At 41.1% G+C, this 18,330-nt stretch carries 14 protein-coding genes; 7 read left to right on the top strand and 7 right to left on the bottom strand.

Annotated features, from left to right (window positions below; translation table 11 throughout):
- Positions 1 to 214: 214 nt before the first annotated feature.
- Positions 215 to 1,270, top strand: a complete 1,056-nt coding sequence (locus H6G74_RS14610; RefSeq protein ID WP_190968360.1) for a DMT family transporter — start codon at positions 215 to 217, stop codon at positions 1,268 to 1,270.
- An 8-nt stretch (positions 1,271 to 1,278) separates the two neighbouring features.
- Here H6G74_RS14610 and H6G74_RS14605 read toward each other — a convergent pair whose 3' ends face one another.
- Positions 1,279 to 2,376 (bottom strand): AI-2E family transporter, encoded by a 1,098-nt coding sequence (locus tag H6G74_RS14605; protein WP_390849936.1) that lies wholly within the window; start codon positions 2,374 to 2,376, stop codon positions 1,279 to 1,281.
- Between the two features lie 348 nt (positions 2,377 to 2,724).
- Between H6G74_RS14605 and H6G74_RS14600 the strand changes: the two genes are divergently transcribed.
- The 4 genes from H6G74_RS14600 (at position 2,725) to H6G74_RS14585 (ending at position 8,947) form a co-directional block, all read left to right on the top strand.
- The gene (locus tag H6G74_RS14600; protein WP_190968358.1) at positions 2,725 to 4,812 is read left to right on the top strand and encodes an S-layer homology domain-containing protein; all 2,088 of its coding nucleotides are present in this window, start codon (positions 2,725 to 2,727) and stop codon (positions 4,810 to 4,812) included.
- 127 nt (positions 4,813 to 4,939) lie between these two features.
- Positions 4,940 to 5,668: a hypothetical protein gene (locus tag H6G74_RS14595; RefSeq protein WP_390849934.1), complete on the top strand. Its 729-nt coding sequence runs from the start codon at positions 4,940 to 4,942 to the stop codon at positions 5,666 to 5,668.
- Between the two features lie 541 nt (positions 5,669 to 6,209).
- A complete protein-coding gene (locus tag H6G74_RS31535; protein ID WP_277927156.1) occupies positions 6,210 to 7,544 on the top strand; it encodes a hypothetical protein in 1,335 nt (444 codons plus the stop codon).
- A gap of 143 nt (positions 7,545 to 7,687) precedes the next feature.
- Positions 7,688 to 8,947: an alkaline phosphatase PhoX gene (locus H6G74_RS14585; protein WP_190968357.1), complete on the top strand. Its 1,260-nt coding sequence runs from the start codon at positions 7,688 to 7,690 to the stop codon at positions 8,945 to 8,947.
- Positions 8,948 to 9,101: 154 nt separating this feature from the next.
- On the opposite strand, the gene H6G74_RS14580 is transcribed toward H6G74_RS14585, so the two are convergent.
- Positions 9,102 to 9,968: a TauD/TfdA dioxygenase family protein gene (locus H6G74_RS14580; RefSeq protein WP_190968356.1), complete on the bottom strand. Its 867-nt coding sequence runs from the start codon at positions 9,966 to 9,968 to the stop codon at positions 9,102 to 9,104.
- Positions 9,969 to 10,330: 362 nt separating this feature from the next.
- On the opposite strand from H6G74_RS14580, the gene H6G74_RS14575 reads away from it, so the two are divergent.
- On the top strand, positions 10,331 to 11,020 hold the full coding sequence (locus H6G74_RS14575; protein ID WP_190968355.1) for an S-layer homology domain-containing protein: 690 nt from the start codon (positions 10,331 to 10,333) through the stop codon (positions 11,018 to 11,020).
- 245 nt (positions 11,021 to 11,265) lie between these two features.
- A complete protein-coding gene (gene dxs / locus H6G74_RS14570) occupies positions 11,266 to 13,173 on the top strand; it encodes a 1-deoxy-D-xylulose-5-phosphate synthase (RefSeq protein ID WP_190968354.1) in 1,908 nt (635 codons plus the stop codon).
- 84 nt (positions 13,174 to 13,257) lie between these two features.
- Here the strand turns inward: dxs and H6G74_RS14565 are convergent, their stop codons facing one another.
- The 5 genes from H6G74_RS14565 to H6G74_RS14545 form a co-directional block, all read right to left on the bottom strand.
- Entirely contained in the window at positions 13,258 to 14,223 is a 966-nt protein-coding gene (locus H6G74_RS14565; protein ID WP_190968353.1) for a diguanylate cyclase domain-containing protein, read from the bottom strand.
- 232 nt (positions 14,224 to 14,455) lie between these two features.
- The gene (locus tag H6G74_RS14560; protein ID WP_190968352.1) at positions 14,456 to 14,878 is read right to left on the bottom strand and encodes a response regulator; all 423 of its coding nucleotides are present in this window, start codon (positions 14,876 to 14,878) and stop codon (positions 14,456 to 14,458) included.
- 396 nt (positions 14,879 to 15,274) lie between these two features.
- On the bottom strand, positions 15,275 to 16,240 hold the full coding sequence (locus H6G74_RS14555; protein WP_190968351.1) for an NF038130 family PEP-CTERM protein: 966 nt from the start codon (positions 16,238 to 16,240) through the stop codon (positions 15,275 to 15,277).
- Between the two features lie 304 nt (positions 16,241 to 16,544).
- Positions 16,545 to 16,916 (bottom strand): PEP-CTERM sorting domain-containing protein, encoded by a 372-nt coding sequence (locus H6G74_RS14550; protein ID WP_190968350.1) that lies wholly within the window; start codon positions 16,914 to 16,916, stop codon positions 16,545 to 16,547.
- Between the two features lie 173 nt (positions 16,917 to 17,089).
- The gene (locus tag H6G74_RS14545; protein WP_190968349.1) at positions 17,090 to 18,283 is read right to left on the bottom strand and encodes an LL-diaminopimelate aminotransferase; all 1,194 of its coding nucleotides are present in this window, start codon (positions 18,281 to 18,283) and stop codon (positions 17,090 to 17,092) included.
- Positions 18,284 to 18,330: the final 47 nt, after the last annotated feature.

Raw genomic sequence — 18,330 nt, 5'->3', positions numbered from 1 at the left:
CGCTACTGAACCTCATGTGAAACTTAGCCATAAATTGTCTGAGTTTATTCCTTGAGAAGATTCAGTTTAAACTCAGCATTTTCTCAGGTAAATGTGATGTGCAGAAATCTTAGGTAATTTTTAAGGGTGTTTCAGGCTGTTATCAGCTCAATGTACGCTAATATCTTTTAGTATTCTGGATGTAATTTGTATTGCAACTATAAGTGGTATCGTTGTGACTAGCCTGAGAAGATGGCATCATTTCATTGATAGAATTCCCAGTCAAGCCTATCTCTGGCTCGCAATCGTCATTTTCGGCGCATCTGGCGCAATTACCCGCAAATTAACAGAAATTGGCTCGCAAAACTTAATAAATGGCAGAAACCCGATTTCTTTATGTAATGTCTTGTTCGTTGGTAATATCTGCGCCTTATTGGTTCTGATTCTGATCTATAGGCAGCAGTGGAACAAAACAGCATTGAAGCAAATATCTGTAAAGAATTGGTTAGTGTTGTCGGTAGTTTCTATCCTATCAGGAGCTTTAGCCCCTGGATTAATTTTTCAGGCATTGGCGCTTACCAATGTCAATAATGTGATTTTAGTTGGCAGATTAGAACCACCACTGGCTTTAGCTTTATCAATTTGGTTATTGAAAGAAAGAGTAAATCTGTGGGAAATTATTGGTGCGATCGCAGCTTTTATTGGTGTGACACTAACTGTCTTACTCCAACCACCAGGAACTCATATAACTAATATGCCAGGATTTCACTTAGGTACAGGCGAAATCCTAGCAGCCGTCGCCGCCGTCGCCGCCGCTATATCTACCGTGATTGGGAAAAAATCTGTCTCCCACATTCCTTTAGGAATTTTTACAATTTATCGCACTGCGTTAGGTACTATCGTATTTTTCTTTCTGGCTGTAAAGTTATACGGTCAACATCATTTTGTCGAAGTATTTTCGCCTTTTTTATGGCAGTGGATGTTGCTTTATAGTGTGGTGATTGTCGTCTTAGGCCAGTCCCTGTGGTTTAAAGGTTTGAGAGCTTCTAGTGTATCTTTAGCTTCCTTAGTTGGCTCATTTACTCCCATTGCAGGCATTTTGGCAGCTTATTTTATCTTAGATGAAGCCCCAACTTTACCTCAATATATAGGTGGTAGTTTGATTGTTATTGGCATATTTATCAGCCAATTCGGAATAATGCGCCAAACTCGTAGAGTCACTACCGTCAATCAAGTCAACTCTACCGGGGTGCAACAAGTAGAAAGCGAAATGGGATTTAAAGGTATTTAATACCAGTTTCAAGCAGATGTAGATTCTTGGGGTAACATTTCTGCATCTTCACCGAAAACCGCAGTGTCAGAATGATGCGATACAGCAAAGCCATCTGCAACATCTTTAATAAAACCAGCCACTGGTACAGCAATAATTAACCCTAAAACGCCACCAATATAAGTTCCTACTAATAAAGAAATTAACACCCAAATTGGTCTTAGCCCGGTGAAACTTCCTAACAAGCGCGGCGCGATCGCTTGGTCAATGAGTTGATCTATAATCACAGCTACTGCTAAAACTTTAACTGCTAACCAAAAATCATGGGTAGCGATAATTAAAGTAATTACAATCAAGCTAAACACATCGCCAAAGGGAATTAAGCTTAAAATTCCTACTCCTAAGCCAAAAAGCAATCCAAACTGGACTTGAAATACTAAAAACATGAATGTTTGGGCAAGTCCCATCAATAAAGCTAATGTGCCTTGACCAATCAAGTAATTTTGAAAGTTTTGTTGGATTGATTTACCAATTTGTTGGGCAGAATCCCAAGGCAACTTCTTAAATATACCGTGCCACAATCTTGAACCATCTAACAATAAGTAAAAGCTTAAAACTACTGTAATTAATGCACCAGAAACACTATCAATTGTGTCGATGATAATGCTTAACAGCTTATCTGAAAGATATTCCACTTCATCAGGAATTTTATCCGTAATTTTCGTAAAAATCTGACTAAAATCTATTCGAGTGTGCTGGCTAAAAGCCCAATCATTTAAAACCTGTAATTTGGTCTCACTAGAATCAATCCATTGGGGTAGTAATTTCACCATTTCATTAAATTGCTCATATACTATGGGCAATAACGTAATTGCAAAAGTTACTAATATCAATGAGGCTAAAACAAAAACTAGTGTAACTCCATAGTTGCGGTTTAATCCTTTCCTCTCTAGTAAAGCAACAGGATAATTTAAAATAAATGCAAATAAAGATGCTAATACAAGGATAGTTACCAAAGGTTGAAAATATTGAAAAAACCTTAATAATAGCCATCCATTAAGAAATAATAGCGGAAACAACAGTATTAAAATTAGCCACTTTAGGAGGTGATTAACTGATAACTTGATATTCATAATTATTCCTAAATTTTGTGAAATGGTATAAATCTACTTTAGTGGACTTTGACTATCAGCCCGAAACTTGATTTCTGGGTGAGATATCGTCCCATTGCAAGACTTCGCTTAAATACCAATGTTAGGATGAGTAGTATTTTTAGAGATGTGTATGTATCGTAGTTTATACTCAGTCCTAGCGAACAACCTTTGTGCAGAAGTCATCAAGATATCACTTCAACTACTTGCGACCAATGGTGCTACGTCGGTATATTTACGACAGCTATGATGCTTTGAAGATTGCGGCTACAACTAAGTTATGATTCATGCCGTGACGTTTAAACACTTGCATCTCAACAACCAATGGTAAATTCCACCCTCGTGGCCACACTCTATGTCAACCCTGTAACGGGGAAAGATACTAATGATGGTTCACGGTTGAGTCCGTTTAAAAGCCTCACCCGTGCCTTAAGAACCACAACACCGATAATTATTCAGCTGTCACCAGGTACTTACAGCGCGGCTAACGGTGAACAGTTTCCCTTGGTGTTAACTGCGGGGGTAACAGTCATTGGTAATGAACTGAATAAAGGTGCAGGAATTATCATTTCTGGCGGGGGTGAATATCAAAGCCCGACTTTTAGCGTCCAGAATATCACGTTGTTATTGCTGGGTGATGCCAGTTTGATGGGTGTGAGTGTGACAAATCCCAATGCTAAAGGTACTGGGGTATGGATAGAGTCATCAAATCCTTATTTGGCTAACAATACTTTGATTAGTTGTGGACGAGAAGGAATATTTATTACCGGAAACGCCAAACCCGCCATTTTAGATAACTTGTTTGTCCAACATGCTGCGAGTGGGTTGTTTATGGCGCGGAATAGTAAAGGGGAGATATTACGCAACACTTTTCAAAAAAATCCTTTGGGGATCGCGATTACAGACTCAGCCGCGCCATTAATTGCCAATAATAAATTATCAGAGAATCGGACTGCGATCGCTCTTTCCCGTGATGCCCGTCCGGTATTGCGGCAAAATTCGATCAGCAAAAATGCACAGGGTGGCTTGTTGGTTAATGCTAATGCTGTCCCAGATTTGGGTAACAGCCAAGATGCTGGGGCGAATATCTTTCAAGATAATGGTGAGTTTGATTTACAAAATGCTACTTCACAATCCCTGATTTCTGCTGGTAATCAATTAAACCCCACTTTGGTGAAAGGACAAGTCAATTTCGTCGCCGCCACCGAAGATAGTCCGAGATTAGTTACTGGGAGTAGCAGTTTTCCTGATTTGGCGGGACATTGGGCTGCGGTGTTTGTCGAAGCCTTAGTTAGCCGAGGGGCAATTAGTGGCTTTCCTGATGGTACATTTGGCCCCAATGCACCCATTACCCGCGCCCAATATGCGGCGGTGTTGGCGAAAACTTTTCAGTTACCCAGCAGTAGTCAAGCTAGTAAATTTACCGATGTCAAATCAGATTTTTGGGCAGCACCAGCTATTTTTAGTGCGGCGACAGCCGGATTTATTAGCGGTTTTCCTGATGGGACATTTCGCCCTGGAAATAATCTCACAAGGGTACAGGCGATTGTATCAATTGTTAACGGTTTAAAATTTACAGGAGGTAATTCTAATGTGTTGAGTGTCTACCGCGATCGCGCCCAAATTCCCAGTTATGCTACTAATGCTGTCGCCGTCGCCACCCAAAAATTAATCATCGTCAATTATCCCCAATCGGATTTGTTAGAACCTCTGCGGGAGATTACACGCGGCGAAATGGCCGCCTTACTATATCAGGCGTTGGTTGCCAATAGCAAAGAAAAAGCGATCGCCTCGCCTTATATTGTCAGTCCTGATGCCGAAGTTCCGACATTTACCGACTTAGTGGGACATTGGGCGGAACCATTTATTCGCGCCTTAGCAAGCCTGAATTTAACTCAAGGTTTTGCTGATGGTAGCTACCAGCCAGATAAACCCATGACTCGCGCCCAATATGCAGCTTTGGTGGCGGCGGCTTTTAACCCGACTCCCAAACGCCCAGCCATTGAATTTATTGATGTTCCCCAAAATTTTTGGGCTTACAAAGCTTTACAAATTGCTGCGAGTGGTGGTTTTGTGAGTGGATTTAGCGATCGCACTTTCCGCCCCGATCAAAATGTCCAAAGGTTACAGGTGATTGTTTCCCTCGTGAATGGTCTCGGCTTACCCGCCGCCCAAAGTAATTTATTACTGCCTTACACTGACAGTAATACTATCCCTGACTATGCCCAAAAAGCAGTGGCAACCGCTACACAACAACGCATTGTTGTCAACTACCCCAAGCCTAATTTACTCGCCCCCACCCGCGAAGCCACCAGGGCTGAGGTTGCAGCAATGGTTTATCAAGCTTTAGTAGCCATTAACCGCACCGCAAATCTTAATTCGCCCTATATTGTTTCGACAGCCAAGGGTTGACCAAGTAAAATGAAAAACATTGCTGATTAACTTGGAAACCTTGGTGACCAACCCTATAGCTAAAAACACACTAGGCTATAGGCGATGGGTCGAAAATTTACACCTATTGCCTCAAGCCAATAGTCCCATGTTTACCAAAACGCCAGAAACAGCTGCTGAATTAGCAGCCGCCCTCCTAATTCACTACAGTTTTGACCTCAGTGGCTATAGTGCTACTGAGTTAGTTTACCGTTGGCAAAATCAATATCCCCTTGATTGGCTGCACTTAGCAGTCATTGAAGCTTTGTATCAAGGTCGTTATAAAGCGATTTCGGTACAGCAAATCCTGGCATTTTGGCAACGAAGGCAGCAGGCAATTTATCATTTCAACATGGAATTTGAACGCCTGATTTGCAGTAAATTCCCTGAAATCTTAACTGCCCTAAATACACCAGCGTTACCGCCTGCTCCAGAAGATGGTAACTCAGAAAATGTAGCGAATGTTGCCAATTTGGCAATAAATCATTCTGCATACTCGGTTGAGGCGGAATTTGAACCCAGCTACAAACGTAAAGAAACAGCCTCTAGTCGTAGCGAAAGTGAACGTGTCAAAAACATTTTGGCATCATCAACTTTAACTCTCCCTGCCACAGAAACTAAATCTAGGGTGACTTCTTCACCAGTCCTACCTCATAATTTTTCAGCAAACTCTGACAATCAGCCCAAATTACTGCCATCTACCGTTAATCATCCCCCAATTGACCGCTTTACTCCCGAAACAAGCGATCGCTCCGAGTCATTTACCTCTAAACTTAAGGCCATTTCTAACGAAAAGCCGCAGCGTGTGTCTAGTCACAGACAACTTGAACAAAGTTAGTAAAACTAACCAAATATTTTTAAGATTATTTTTTACCAGAAAATAAAATTAATATATTATTTGTTGAATATAGGACTCATATTTGATTTATGAAAAAAACCAGTACACCTAGGTCAGGCTTTTTTCCTACTCCCTACTCCCCATTCCCTACTCCCTGCCTACACAACTAGATTCGGAAATCAAATCGGATTCCTATATTAAATGAGCGATCGCACTTAGGGACATAAATAAAAGTTTATGTAATTTTAAATTAGATTTATACTGCTTTTTACTTAAAAATTAAATAAAAAGCTTAATTTAGCTATGGCAAAATCAGTTTTTCAATTATTTAAATTTCTGAATTGAAATAAAAATCTTTGTAGAGACGTTGTTGCAGAACGTCTCTACAAAGATTTAAAAAATCCTGAAAATCATTTTTATCAATTCAGGTACAACAAATAATTTGTCATCTGACATTTATTTGATTGCGGAAATATCTGCAATCAAATAAGTGAATTTTTGCTGTCAAAAAAATTATGCCCAAAAAACAAATATTTTTCCTATGGTTCAAGTCACTTTTAATGTGTGGGGAAACGGTTCTATTAACCGTTCAGGAATAATTAATTCTAGTGAGCCGACATATACTATTATCCACGGCTATCAAAGTACTGCTGGTAACGCTGGGAATAACTACCAACCCGCAGATTGGGTAGTCAACATTGCCCAAACCATTCGGCAGCGTGAGTCGAATGCAAACATTATTTTGGTAGATTGGGAAGCAGGCGCAAGTTCCTTGTATTATCCAACTGCGGCTAGTAACACGCGGGATGTCGGGAATCAGTTAGCTACTTATTTAAGAAGTCGCGGCGTAGCCCCAGCTGATGTTAACCTGATTGGACATAGTTTAGGAGCGCACGTAGCGGGGTTTGCTGGTACAGCTTATCGTGCAGCTACGGGAAGTTCCATCGGACAAATTGTGGGCTTAGATCCAGCCGGGCCGAATTTTGAAGGCGCAGCCGCAGGCGATCGCTTAGATCCCACCGATGCAACTCGCGTCACAGCTATACATACTAGTGAAACCCTGGGCTACGATGCACGACTCGCTACCCTAGACCTCTACATTAACTGGAATGATCTATTCCAACCAGGACAAATCAGTTTTGTGGGTAATCATAGCTATGCCCATACTTTGTATACACAATTACTCCAAGGTAATAGCTTTACCCAGTCCAACGGCACTCTTTTGAACTTGAACACCGTACTAAATGCAGGATTTCTGGGTGAGAACTATAACAGCACTAAAAACAATCAAGTAATTGCTGCACTCAATCTTGTTGGTACTGCTGGCAATGATGTTTTGTCTGGTGGTGCAGCTAATGATACCATTCGTGGCAACGCTGGTAACGACAGGATTACAGGTGGCGATGGCAATGATTCCCTTTATGGGGATAGTGGGAGCGATCGCATCAATGGCGGACGTGGTAATGATTCTATCTTCGGTGGTACAGGGAGCGATCGCTTGTTTGGTGATGATGGCAACGATATACTAACAGGTGCAGATGCCTCCAATGGTAGAGGTTTGGGTGAAATTGACCGCTTAACAGGTAGTATAGGGAGCGATCGCTTTGTGGTTGGTGCTACCACGGGTGTCTTCTACAGCGATGGTAATACCAGCACCTCTGGTCTAGGCGACTATGCCTTAATCACCGATTTCAATGCCCTAGAAGATATCATCCAATTATCAGGCTCTAAATCTAGCTACAGCTTGGGAGCCGTACCCACTGGTTTACCTACAGGTACAGCCCTATTCCTCAATGAAAACAGCCTGGAATTAGTAGCGATTATTCAAGGTTCCACCAGCCTCAACTTGAGTGCTAACTATTTCGTCACAGTTTAAATTTCAAAAGTCCCTGATAGCCCGCTACAGGCGGGCTTTTCATTTTTAACCGTCTTTTATCTAGCTTTTATAAGGTTATCTTAGCTGTCTCTTAACATCAATCGCTTATAACTCCTGAGTAGCAGACAATTCAGGAGAACACTATGAAATTTTCCAGACGTAAATTTTTCACCTTAGCCGGAACAGGAACAGCAGGTGCTGTTCTCTTATCACCATTACAAGCTTTTTACGCCCAGCGCACATTAGCAGCCGGGCCTTACGGTGCTTTACAACCAGATCCTCTAGGTGTCCTAGATTTGCCTGCGGGATTTTCTTACAGAAGATTATCAGAAACAAGGCAAACAATGACTGACGGCTACAGAGTTCCCGGTGGTCACGACGGTATGGCCGCCTTTGCTGGAGCCAATGGTAATACAATTCTCATCCGCAACCATGAACTTTCTCCAACCTCTAGCAATGGTTTAAATGCACCCAATAGCAGCAAGTACAACACAAGTGCTAGAGGCGGTTGCACTAAATTAGTGGTTAATTCTTCCCGTAACCTAGTGGAACATCGAGGCGTTCTGGCGGGAACCATTCGTAATTGTGCTGGTGGCCCTACGCCTTCAGGGTCTTGGTTAAGTTGTGAGGAAACCTTTGAAACCAATAACAGCAAAAGGCATGGTTATGTGTTTGAAGTTCCCAGTAGCGCCAATACTTTTGTTACCCCTGTTCCACTAACAGCTATGGGGCGTTTCAACCATGAGGCTGCTGCGGTAGATCCCAACACAGGCTATATTTACATGACCGAAGATCAGCCGAATGGACTATTTTATCGCTTCATTCCCAACCAAACCAACAACCTGAGTGCTGGCGGTACGCTCTACGCCTTAAGAATTATCGGCTCATCTGGAATCAACACCGCTACAAATTTCCCCAAAAATACTCAAAGGGCTGTAGATTGGGTAACAATCAATACTCCTGACCCTGCTACTGATACCGTCAGAACCGAAGGTTATAACAAAGGTGCGGCTAGGTTTTCGGGTGGGGAAGGTATCTTTTATGGTAATGGTTATGTCTACTTCACTTGTAAGAGTGGTGGTAGTAGTGGAGATGGTCAAATCTGGCGCTATTCGCCTACTAACAATACCGTTGAACTGTATATTGAACCTAATAATTCTGGCGTTTTAGATAATCCCGACAATATTATTGTTTTCCCCAACCGTGACATTTTCCTTTGTGAAGATGGAGATGGAACAGATTATATTTTGGGCATTACACCCAGTGGCAGTCTTTACAAGTTTGCCAGGAATGCTCTCAACACATCAGAGTTTGCGGGAGTTTGTTTCTCACCTGATGGGCAAACCATGTTTGTCAATATGCAGACACCAGGAATTACCTTTGCAATTTGGGGTTCCTGGTAAATTTAGCTCTTAACTAAATCCTCTTCTGTCACCTATTACCTACTAAGTAGGTCGGTGTAAATAATTATTGTTGGAATAAGGCAGGGGGCAGGGAGCAGGGAGCAGGGGGAGAAAGCGTTTGAGCTTTATTTACTTTTCTTTACATAGTTTGGTTTTATTGCATCGACTTACTTATATCCACAGCTCCTACACGTAATGCCACACGTTTGTACTGACTAGCATCATAAGGAACACCAGCGTGCATAACTTGGGAGTTATCCCAAAAAACCAAATCTCCAGGCTGCCACACATGAGCATAAACGGGTGTACATTCTAAAATCCTTTGAAATAGTTCGTGCCAAAATTGTTGCGCCAAACTCAATTCATCTTCCATTCCTACCAGTATGGATGTATCTGAACCTAGATATAAGCCTTTCTGTCCCGTGACTTTATGAGTTGAAACAACAGGATGTTTTTTCATCGGTACATCTGCTCCTGGCTTAGAGGCTGGTGGCAGATGATACATTGACATTTGCTCTAATTGTCGCTGATATTCAGCCTCAAGATTTTGATAAGCTTCCACCATATCAAGGAATTCAGTGGTGTGGGGTTGACCATCAATTCCTTGTGCGGGTATTTCCACACCATACAACATCACCACATACAAAGAATTCATATCTAGACCTGCTGTTCTGGGCAGATGGTCTTTGTCATGATGCCATTGCCAAGCAAATTGACCAATGATTTCTGGAGAATTTTCTTTGGGATTTCCTAAAATAGCTACACCAGGGCTTTGTAAATTTGGGTCAATATCTGGGTCTAAAGGTTTTGGTAGATACTTAAAGCCTGATTCCCCAAAAGCTTGGGTGGCAAATTTCTGCAATTGTGATGCTGTTAAATGTTGATTTCTGACGAAAACTACACCATTCGCCCAAAGAGATTGTTTAAATTCTTGTATTTGTTGGTTTGTAAGTTGCGTCAGATTGCAACCTGGTAAAACTTCTGTACCTAGTCTATGATGCTGCTGAACTGTTTGCGGCATTTTCCTAGTCCTTGTTACTTGATTTCAATCTATCGGCTAAACAGTTCAAGAGAATGGATGTGTTAAAAAATATTTATTCGCTATTTACAATTCTCAACAAACAGCATTTAGTATGTATCAAGCCGTGGATAAATCAACCCTGCCAAATTTTCCGTTTGGCGGTCAACCAAACAGTTACCTACACCCTCTCTCTAAATCTTAATTTTTCGTCTCACTGCGTCAGTCCTCGCAACATTACTTAACTATTCTGCGTCACGAGATGAGAATTCATCTCATGGGTTTTGAAATTCAAGTAGCCCAGATTTGAATTTCCACCCAGTCTGGCAGTTTGTTGTTTTCATAAATGAGTATCTGAAAGAATAATGAGAAATATCAGTAAGTACTTCAGTACGATTTCTTTAGTTGTGCTACTGCAAAGTTTTCCGGTAAATGTTCAAGCACAATCAACAGAAACACCTTCTCAGACAAGCTCAGATTCTATTCAACAGGTAATTGCCGCGAAATGGATGACCAATTCGCCGGATGGCAATTTTCATCCCGAAAGATTGCTAAACCGGGCAGAATTAGCCTCAATTATGGTGAAAGTCTTTCGGCTAGATAAAAGACAAGCTGTGAATCAAAAAAATTTCGTGATTGCAGATGTCCCGGCTTCTAATCGCGCATTTAATGATATTCAGATAGTCTTAAAAACAGACATCATGAAGGGCTATCGGGGGAATTTGTTTTTTCCCAACCAAAGAGTTAACAGAGCAGAAGCTTTAGCGATATTTGCCCAAGCTTACGGTGTCTTTCAGTTTGATGATGATTCGGTGAATGAGATTTTAGCCTCCCATCCTGATGCTACATCAATTCCGACATGGGCGCGAAGAGCGATCGCCACCGTAGTCTCGGAAGGATTTGTCAAAACAGACAACCAAGGTAATCTTTCGCCATTGCAACCCATGACTCGTGGAGATATGGCTTACGTGTTAAGTAAATACTTGCAACGGCAACAAAAACTACCAGACACACCAGAAGTTCCGACTGTGCCTGATAATACAGTTTCACCCTAGTAATCAAGGTAACTTACCCATATTCAGAGAACTCACACAAACAACAGGTATCAGGAATGCCAAACCTTGACAGCCAAAGACTTGTATCTTCTAACGCCATACCGAAGCAGCATGTGTGATTACGTAAGTTTGCATTCTTAAGGGATCATGTAACAGAATTGCAACGCCCCATCATCATGGGGACAGCCCGACCGTGGGAAAATCAAAATACCAGAAGTAGAAATTAGAGAGGAAAACCCTATAATATGCATCTGAGCGAAATCACCCATCCTAATCAGTTGCACGGTTTATCTATCCGGCAACTGCAACAAATTGCTCGCCAAATTCGAGATAAACACCTGCAAACAGTAGCAGCAACAGGCGGTCATTTAGGGCCAGGTTTGGGTGTTGTAGAGTTAACTCTAGGGCTTTACCAAACATTAGATTTAGATCAGGATAAAGTTATTTGGGATGTCGGACACCAAGCTTATCCCCACAAATTGATTACAGGACGTTACAGTAATTTCCATACCCTCAGACAAAAAGACGGAGTTGCTGGTTATCTCAAACGTTGCGAAAGCAAGTTTGACCATTTTGGTGCCGGTCACGCTTCTACAAGTATCTCCGCCGCCTTGGGTATGGCATTAGCTAGAGATTTAAAAGGTGAAAAATTTAAAGCGGTTGCTGTTATTGGTGATGGTGCTTTAACTGGTGGGATGGCGTTAGAAGCTATCAACCATGCTGGACATTTGCCGAAAACTAACTTGCTGGTAGTGTTGAACGACAATGAGATGTCTATCTCTCCCAACGTCGGTGCAATTCCTCGCTACCTCAACAAAATGCGCCTGAGTCCGCCCGTCCAATTCATCAAAGATAACTTCGAGGAACAATTCAAGCAAATTCCTTTCGTGGGTGAATCTTTGTCTCCAGAGTTGGGGCGCATTAAAGAAGGGATGAAGCGGTTGGCGGTTCCCAAGGTAGGGGCGGTATTTGAAGAACTCGGCTTTACCTATATGGGGCCAGTTGATGGACACAATTTAGAAGAATTGATTGCAACTTTCCAACAGGCGCATCAAATACAAGGGCCAGTTTTAGTACATGTAGTCACAACCAAAGGTAAAGGCTATGAACTGGCGGAACAAGACCAAGTAGGCTACCATGCCCAAAACCCCTTTAACTTGGCAACCGGGAAGGCTATTCCTTCTAGCAAACCCAAACCCCCTGCTTATGCTAAAGTCTTTGCCCACACTTTAGTTAAACTTGCTGAACAAAACCCAAAAATCATCGGTATTACAGCCGCAATGGCCACGGGTACAGGTTTAGACAAACTGCAAGCTAAACTACCTAATCAATATATAGATGTGGGTATTGCTGAACAACATGCTGTCACTTTAGCAGCAGGTTTAGCATCTGAAGGTATGCGTCCGGTGGCGGCTATTTATTCCACCTTCTTACAAAGGGCTTACGACCAAATTATTCACGATGTTTGTATTCAAAACTTGCCTGTGTTCTTCTGTTTAGACAGGGCGGGTATTGTGGGTGCTGATGGCCCCACTCACCAAGGGATGTATGATATTGCTTATTTGCGCTGCATTCCGAATATGGTGTTAATGGCACCCAAGGATGAAGCCGAACTACAACGGATGATTGTGACTGGCATTAATCATACCAGTAGTGCGATCGCTATGCGCTTCCCCCGTGGCAATGGTTACGGTGTTCCCTTAATGGAAGAAGGTTGGGAACCTTTGGAAATTGGTAAGGGTGAAATTCTCCGTAATGGCGATGATGTGTTAATCGTTGGCTACGGCACAATGGTTTACCCCAGTATGCAAGCGGCAGAAATTCTCAGCGAACATGGTATTGAAGCGACAGTCATTAATGCCCGCTTTGTCAAGCCTTTAGATACAGAATTAATCTTACCCTTGGCTAAGAAAATTGGTCGCGTTGTCACCCTAGAAGAAGGTTGTATCACGGGTGGCTTTGGTTCTGCTGTGGCTGAAGCTTTACTCGACGCTGATATTGTTGTCCCCATCAAGCGTATTGGTATCCCAGATGTCTTGGTGGAACACGCTACCCCAGAAGAATCGAAGGCAGAATTAGGTTTAACAAGTCGTCAAATTGCCGAAAGAGTGATGCAGGCTTACTTCCAGAAGCAAGTATCTGCTGTAGTTTAAATCTACTGTGTGATCTTCATTAATAATGTGATTTAGGTGGTCATTTACCACCTTTTTTTGTATTGTTAAATTCTTCCCTATTCCCTACTCCCCATTTCTAAATACTGCATAACGCGCTTTTCCTTGCTGCTTGGCATGATACATTGCTGCATCTGCATTTTGCAGTAAGTTTTCTGGCTTATCACCACCACCTTGATTGATCGTAATACCTATACTGGCTGTAGTTGAAAATAAATTGCCATTGAGAGTTAAGGGTAAGCCTAAAGTGTCTTGAATACGTTTGGCTACGTTAATCGCATCGTTAATATCTTTAATATCTTCGAGCAACACGGCAAACTTATCACCGCTAAACCTGCCGACTGTATCACCACTGCGTAGGCATGATTCTAACCTGCGAGCGATCGCTATTAATAAATCATCGCCCATCGTATGACCATAGCGATCGTTCATTTCCTCAAAGCCATCTAAATCTAAAAATAAAATTCCAAAACGGTAATCTATCCGGCGTTTACTTCTTTCTACCGCTTGTTTTAATCGATCTAAAAATAAAGCTCGATTTGGTAATGCTGTCAATCCATCATAAAACGCATTCTGAAGCAGTCGTGACTCCATCAATTTGCGTTGGGTGACTTCTTGAAGCACTAATACTGCACCAGTAATATTATTACTAATATCACGCATCGGTGCAGCATAATCGCCAACTAATATTTCTCTGCCATGTTTATTAATTAGTACACAATTATCTGGTAAATATATAATTGTTCCTGTAACTATTGTTTGTGTAGCTATATTTTCAATTGCTTCTTCTATATCTTTGTCAATTAGTTTCACAACTTCTGTTACATTTTTTCCCTGTACTTCTTTTAGCTGCCAACCTATCAGTATTTCCGCCATTGAATTCATAAATTGAATGCAACCATCAGTATCCGTGACAACTACAGCATGTTGCATACTGTTAATAATTGCCAACATTGGTTGCTTTTGTTCCTGCATTTTCTCGTTAATAAGGAAATTTTCATCCTCAGCAACTAGGATTTTTTGTGCCAGCATATTCAGATTACCTATTTGCTAAGTTCCGATATTGTGGGAATTGTTAACTGAATCTGAAGGTGAATAATTCTATGATAATCAATATCTCGAATAATCTGGTTTGATTTTGGAAATTCTTCAATGCAACATTTTAGCCTTGCTATGCCACTACGTGTATTTCAAAAATATGTCTCTACAGGATTTATCAAGTGTTAATTCTGATAAAGTTGGTATAAAAATAAAAGTGTTAATTTTAGATGCAGTGACAAGCTAACTCTTCTTGAATAGTCATCATCAAAGCAGTGAGGTTTATAGGTTTAACAAGATAACGACGTGCGCCTAAATGTATGGCTCGTTCTTGATCTGCTTTAAAAGCAAAAGCTGAAACTACAATTACAGGTATTTTAGATAAATATGGATGTTTTTGGATTTGTTCTAACAGCCAATAACCATCAATATCGGGTAATTTTAAATCTAGTAACACTAAATCGGGCTGGAATGTGTTGACAGTTGAAAATAAAGCTGTACCATTTGACAGACTTTTGACATTAAATCCACAGTAACCCAGATAGTCACTCAGTAACATCCGGTTTACATGATTATCTTCAATTAATAAGACTCTTTTTAATTGATTGAGATGCACTTGCTGATTAATGGTGAGTAAATTTACTGTCATTACAAAGCAGAATTGAAGATAGACATTTCAGATTCTAAGTTGAATAAAAAATATGCTGTCAGAGGAATTATTAAGTTACTAAAAATCTATTTATGCTATTTTGCTATATCAAAAAATAGTCAATAAAAATTAACTTTTATCTTAGTATTTACTAAATAATATCATTATGATTTATTGAAATATTTTAACAAAAAATTAATATTTACTTAATAAATCTTTATATTTTCATTATGGAACGTGATTGTGAATTTGTTTCCAGTCATGTATGTGTACCTACATAAATGGCTTATTATAGTGATATATACAACAGTAATTTCCTAGAGAAGATATAAAGATTTCATAAAAAAAGGAGCATAATTGCTCCTTTGGTAATTATATGGAATGGAAACCGGAGTCTCAACCGGAAACTTTCTTTAACTTGCGTTGTGTAGCAACAATTCCAGCCACACCTAACATACCTAGAACTACGGAAGGTTCTGGTACAGATGTTGGCCCTGGAGTTGGTACAGGTATGCCTTGGATAGTTACTTCGTAGTTGCCATTATGAGATTTAGTCCCATCATTAGAAACTAAACCAGATGCAGAGGCTTGATAACTAGAAAGGATTTGATCTGGCCCACCGTTATAGGAAACTTTGACTAGTTCGCTGACTTGTAGTGGTTTTAGTGGATTAGATGGTAGTCCTAAAAGAGCTGCTGCATCATAGTGACCTGCTAAACCAATCTTGATTTCTCCAGTGGTGTCATTTTGGTTGACATAAGAAATATTGGGGTCACTAAAACGTTGAAATCCGCCTGCAAGTAAAAATGTGTTAAACAGGGTTTGGTTAGCAGTCAAGCCATAAGTAGATAAAGTAGCGTTAAACCACTGAGTTGCCAAATTAGATGAATTGTACAACCCATTAATCGCGCTGTTTAACAGGGTAGTTGTTGTTGCTCCTGTTACTGACTGTACACCGCTTGCACCAAACCAATCAGTGGCCGTCAGGCTACTCAGAGAGATTTGTTTACCATTAATTTCACCACTTAAAGTTGTAACTTGGTTGTAATTAAAGAAATTTTTCAGTGCTACAAGACGTTGTGAGTTGGTTGCATTTGAAGCTGGAGAGAGGGAAGATTTTTCACTACTAGCGAATAACTCAACGTTACCAGTAGGGCTGCTGCTGTCGCCAGTTAAGATAGTTGCCAAATCAGCACCTGGAGCTTCGTATGTGTTGGTGCCATTAACAGCATACTTGATGTAATCATTGCCAGTAATGATGGCATTGGTTAAACTACCTGCTTGTGCTGGGTTAGAGGCGATCGCACTCACGCCAACAGCCATTGAGGCACCAATTACAAGTGTTTGCAAAGTTCTTTTCATTTACTGTCTCCGCCAGTTTTGAGGTAATTTTATATACTTTATTTGTCTCTGGAATTGGATTAGCCTGACTACAGGCTTTGACTTTTAAAGAATGCGGCTGGTCACAAAAATTACCAGCTTTTAATCATCCCTAGTAGTTCTGCACACCAATCTAGTTTAGGAAACGGGGAGACTTTATTGGGTAAAGCTGTTGTGGATTCTGAATAAAAAGATGACTAATATTTTGCTATTGATTTCAGCAAATATACGATATTGCTAATTTTCCTAGTGTCGTGAATATGACATTGATGTTAAAAAGATTTTTTTACCTAGCTTTTTTTAGCTGATGCTGCATTCCTAAGCAACCAGCGATCGCAATTAATCCCAGCAAGACTGAAGGTTCTGGGACTTTCCGGGGGCTTGGATTTGTACTACTGAGGTTTGCCCACTTGTTGCTATAGGCAGGGATGTAACTAGATACAGGTGCATCACTTCTAGGGGTGAGACTCAAACTGGGTGTGTAGTAATGATTTGGGCTGGTATGATTTTCATCCTCAGTTACTTCTGCTTGGGAAGTCCCCTGTTCTGGTTCTCGTAATGAAGTGTTGCTCAAACCCCAAACTGACTGCTGTCCCCAAACACCAATCACCAAGAAAGACACAGCACACAGGCTAATTTTTACCACACTACTTGCCATGCACCTCTATTCACCACTTCTAATCAACTGTCACCGATAGATTTTAATATCTCGGTGACATTTCCGTAATTTCTCTGTAGTGTATCTTAAATAAACCCAACGTTAGATATGGATTAATCAAATTCTGGCTAATTTAACATCAAGACTTGATGAATCCACTGACTTCGGCATACTTAAAGAAACTTAGCAATTCGCTCCACGGCGGTTTCTAATAAAGCTGGTTCATGTACCAAGGCAAACCGCACATATCCTTCTCCAGATTTACCAAAACCAGCACCGGGAGAAGCGGCTACCCCGGTTTGTTTGACTAACTGAGTACAAAATTCCACAGAATTATTTTGCCAAGGTGCGGGTAACTTAGCCCAAATATACATCGTGGCTTCGGGACTGGGAACTTGCCAACCAATGCGATGTAAAGCATTCACAAAAGCATCACGGCGTTGGCGGAAGGTGGCGACTGTATTTGTGACTCCGGCTTGTGGCCCGGTTAAGGCTGCGATCGCCCCATTCAAAATTCCTCTATACTGATTAAAATCAACTGCGGCTTTGATGTGACGTAAAGCTTTGATTAATTCAGCATTGCCAATGGCATAGCCAATGCGGAAGCCGCCCATATTGTAAGACTTAGAAAGGGTGAAAAATTCAATCGAGACGCTTTTTTCTGGGTCAGCTTGCAGAATTGATGGTACTAAAGATGGGGACTCTATTCCCGGAATTTCCGCAAATACCAAATCTACATAAGGAAAATCGTGAACTAACACAATATTGTGTTGCTGACAAAAAGCCACAGCTTCTTGGAAAAAAGCCAAAGGGGCGATCGCAGCTGTGGGATTATGGGGATAGCTCAACACCATCATCTTCGACTGCGCCACAACCGCCGCCGGAATATCTGCTAATACTGGTAAAAAACCATTGTCTGCCAGTAGTGGCATAGGATAAATTTGTCCACTGGCTAAATACACTCCGCCTGCATGGGATGGATAACCAGGGTCAAGCAATAAGGCAAAATCCCCAGGATTTAATAAAGCTAGAGGTAAATGAGCCGTACCTTCTTGAGAACCAATTAAAGGTAATACTTCGGTTTCGGGATCAACTTTGATGCCAAATTTCTGCTCATACCAGTCAGCCGCCGCTTGCCGAAAGGCTTGCGTACCGTTAAATAACAAATAACCGTGGGTACTTTGATCATACAAAGATTGGGCGATCGCTTCTAAAACATGCGCCTCAGTCGGCAAATCCGAAGAACCCAATGATAAATCAATTAACTGCTGCCCAACAGACAAAGCCGCCGCTTTAGCTTTGTCCATCTCCGCAAACACGTTAAATTGTAGAGGTTGTAAACGTTGTGCAAATTGAATGTTAGTCATTTTTTCTTTGTCCTTTGTCATTAGTCATGAGTCATTTGCTAATGACC

This window comes from Nostoc spongiaeforme FACHB-130 (assembly GCF_014698475.1).
GTDB lineage: Bacteria > Cyanobacteriota > Cyanobacteriia > Cyanobacteriales > Nostocaceae > Nostoc_B > Nostoc_B spongiaeforme.
This window is presented reverse-complemented; position numbering and strand designations above follow the sequence as displayed.

What these genes read in the sequence shown, in the direction of transcription:
- H6G74_RS14600 (WP_190968358.1), top strand. Translation starts at nt 2,725, where the DNA reads ATGGTAAATTCCACCCTCGTGGCCACACTCTATGTCAACCCTGTAACG.
- H6G74_RS14595 (WP_390849934.1), top strand. Translation starts at nt 4,940, where the DNA reads ATGTTTACCAAAACGCCAGAAACAGCTGCTGAATTAGCAGCCGCCCTC.
- H6G74_RS31535 (WP_277927156.1), top strand. Translation starts at nt 6,210, where the DNA reads ATGGTTCAAGTCACTTTTAATGTGTGGGGAAACGGTTCTATTAACCGT.
- H6G74_RS14585 (WP_190968357.1), top strand. Translation starts at nt 7,688, where the DNA reads ATGAAATTTTCCAGACGTAAATTTTTCACCTTAGCCGGAACAGGAACA.
- H6G74_RS14580 (WP_190968356.1), bottom strand. Translation starts at nt 9,968, where the DNA reads ATGCCGCAAACAGTTCAGCAGCATCATAGACTAGGTACAGAAGTTTTA.
- H6G74_RS14575 (WP_190968355.1), top strand. Translation starts at nt 10,331, where the DNA reads ATGAGAAATATCAGTAAGTACTTCAGTACGATTTCTTTAGTTGTGCTA.
- dxs (WP_190968354.1), top strand. Translation starts at nt 11,266, where the DNA reads ATGCATCTGAGCGAAATCACCCATCCTAATCAGTTGCACGGTTTATCT.
- H6G74_RS14565 (WP_190968353.1), bottom strand. Translation starts at nt 14,223, where the DNA reads ATGCTGGCACAAAAAATCCTAGTTGCTGAGGATGAAAATTTCCTTATT.
- H6G74_RS14560 (WP_190968352.1), bottom strand. Translation starts at nt 14,878, where the DNA reads ATGACAGTAAATTTACTCACCATTAATCAGCAAGTGCATCTCAATCAA.
- H6G74_RS14555 (WP_190968351.1), bottom strand. Translation starts at nt 16,240, where the DNA reads ATGAAAAGAACTTTGCAAACACTTGTAATTGGTGCCTCAATGGCTGTT.
- H6G74_RS14550 (WP_190968350.1), bottom strand. Translation starts at nt 16,916, where the DNA reads ATGGCAAGTAGTGTGGTAAAAATTAGCCTGTGTGCTGTGTCTTTCTTG.
- H6G74_RS14545 (WP_190968349.1), bottom strand. Translation starts at nt 18,283, where the DNA reads ATGACTAACATTCAATTTGCACAACGTTTACAACCTCTACAATTTAAC.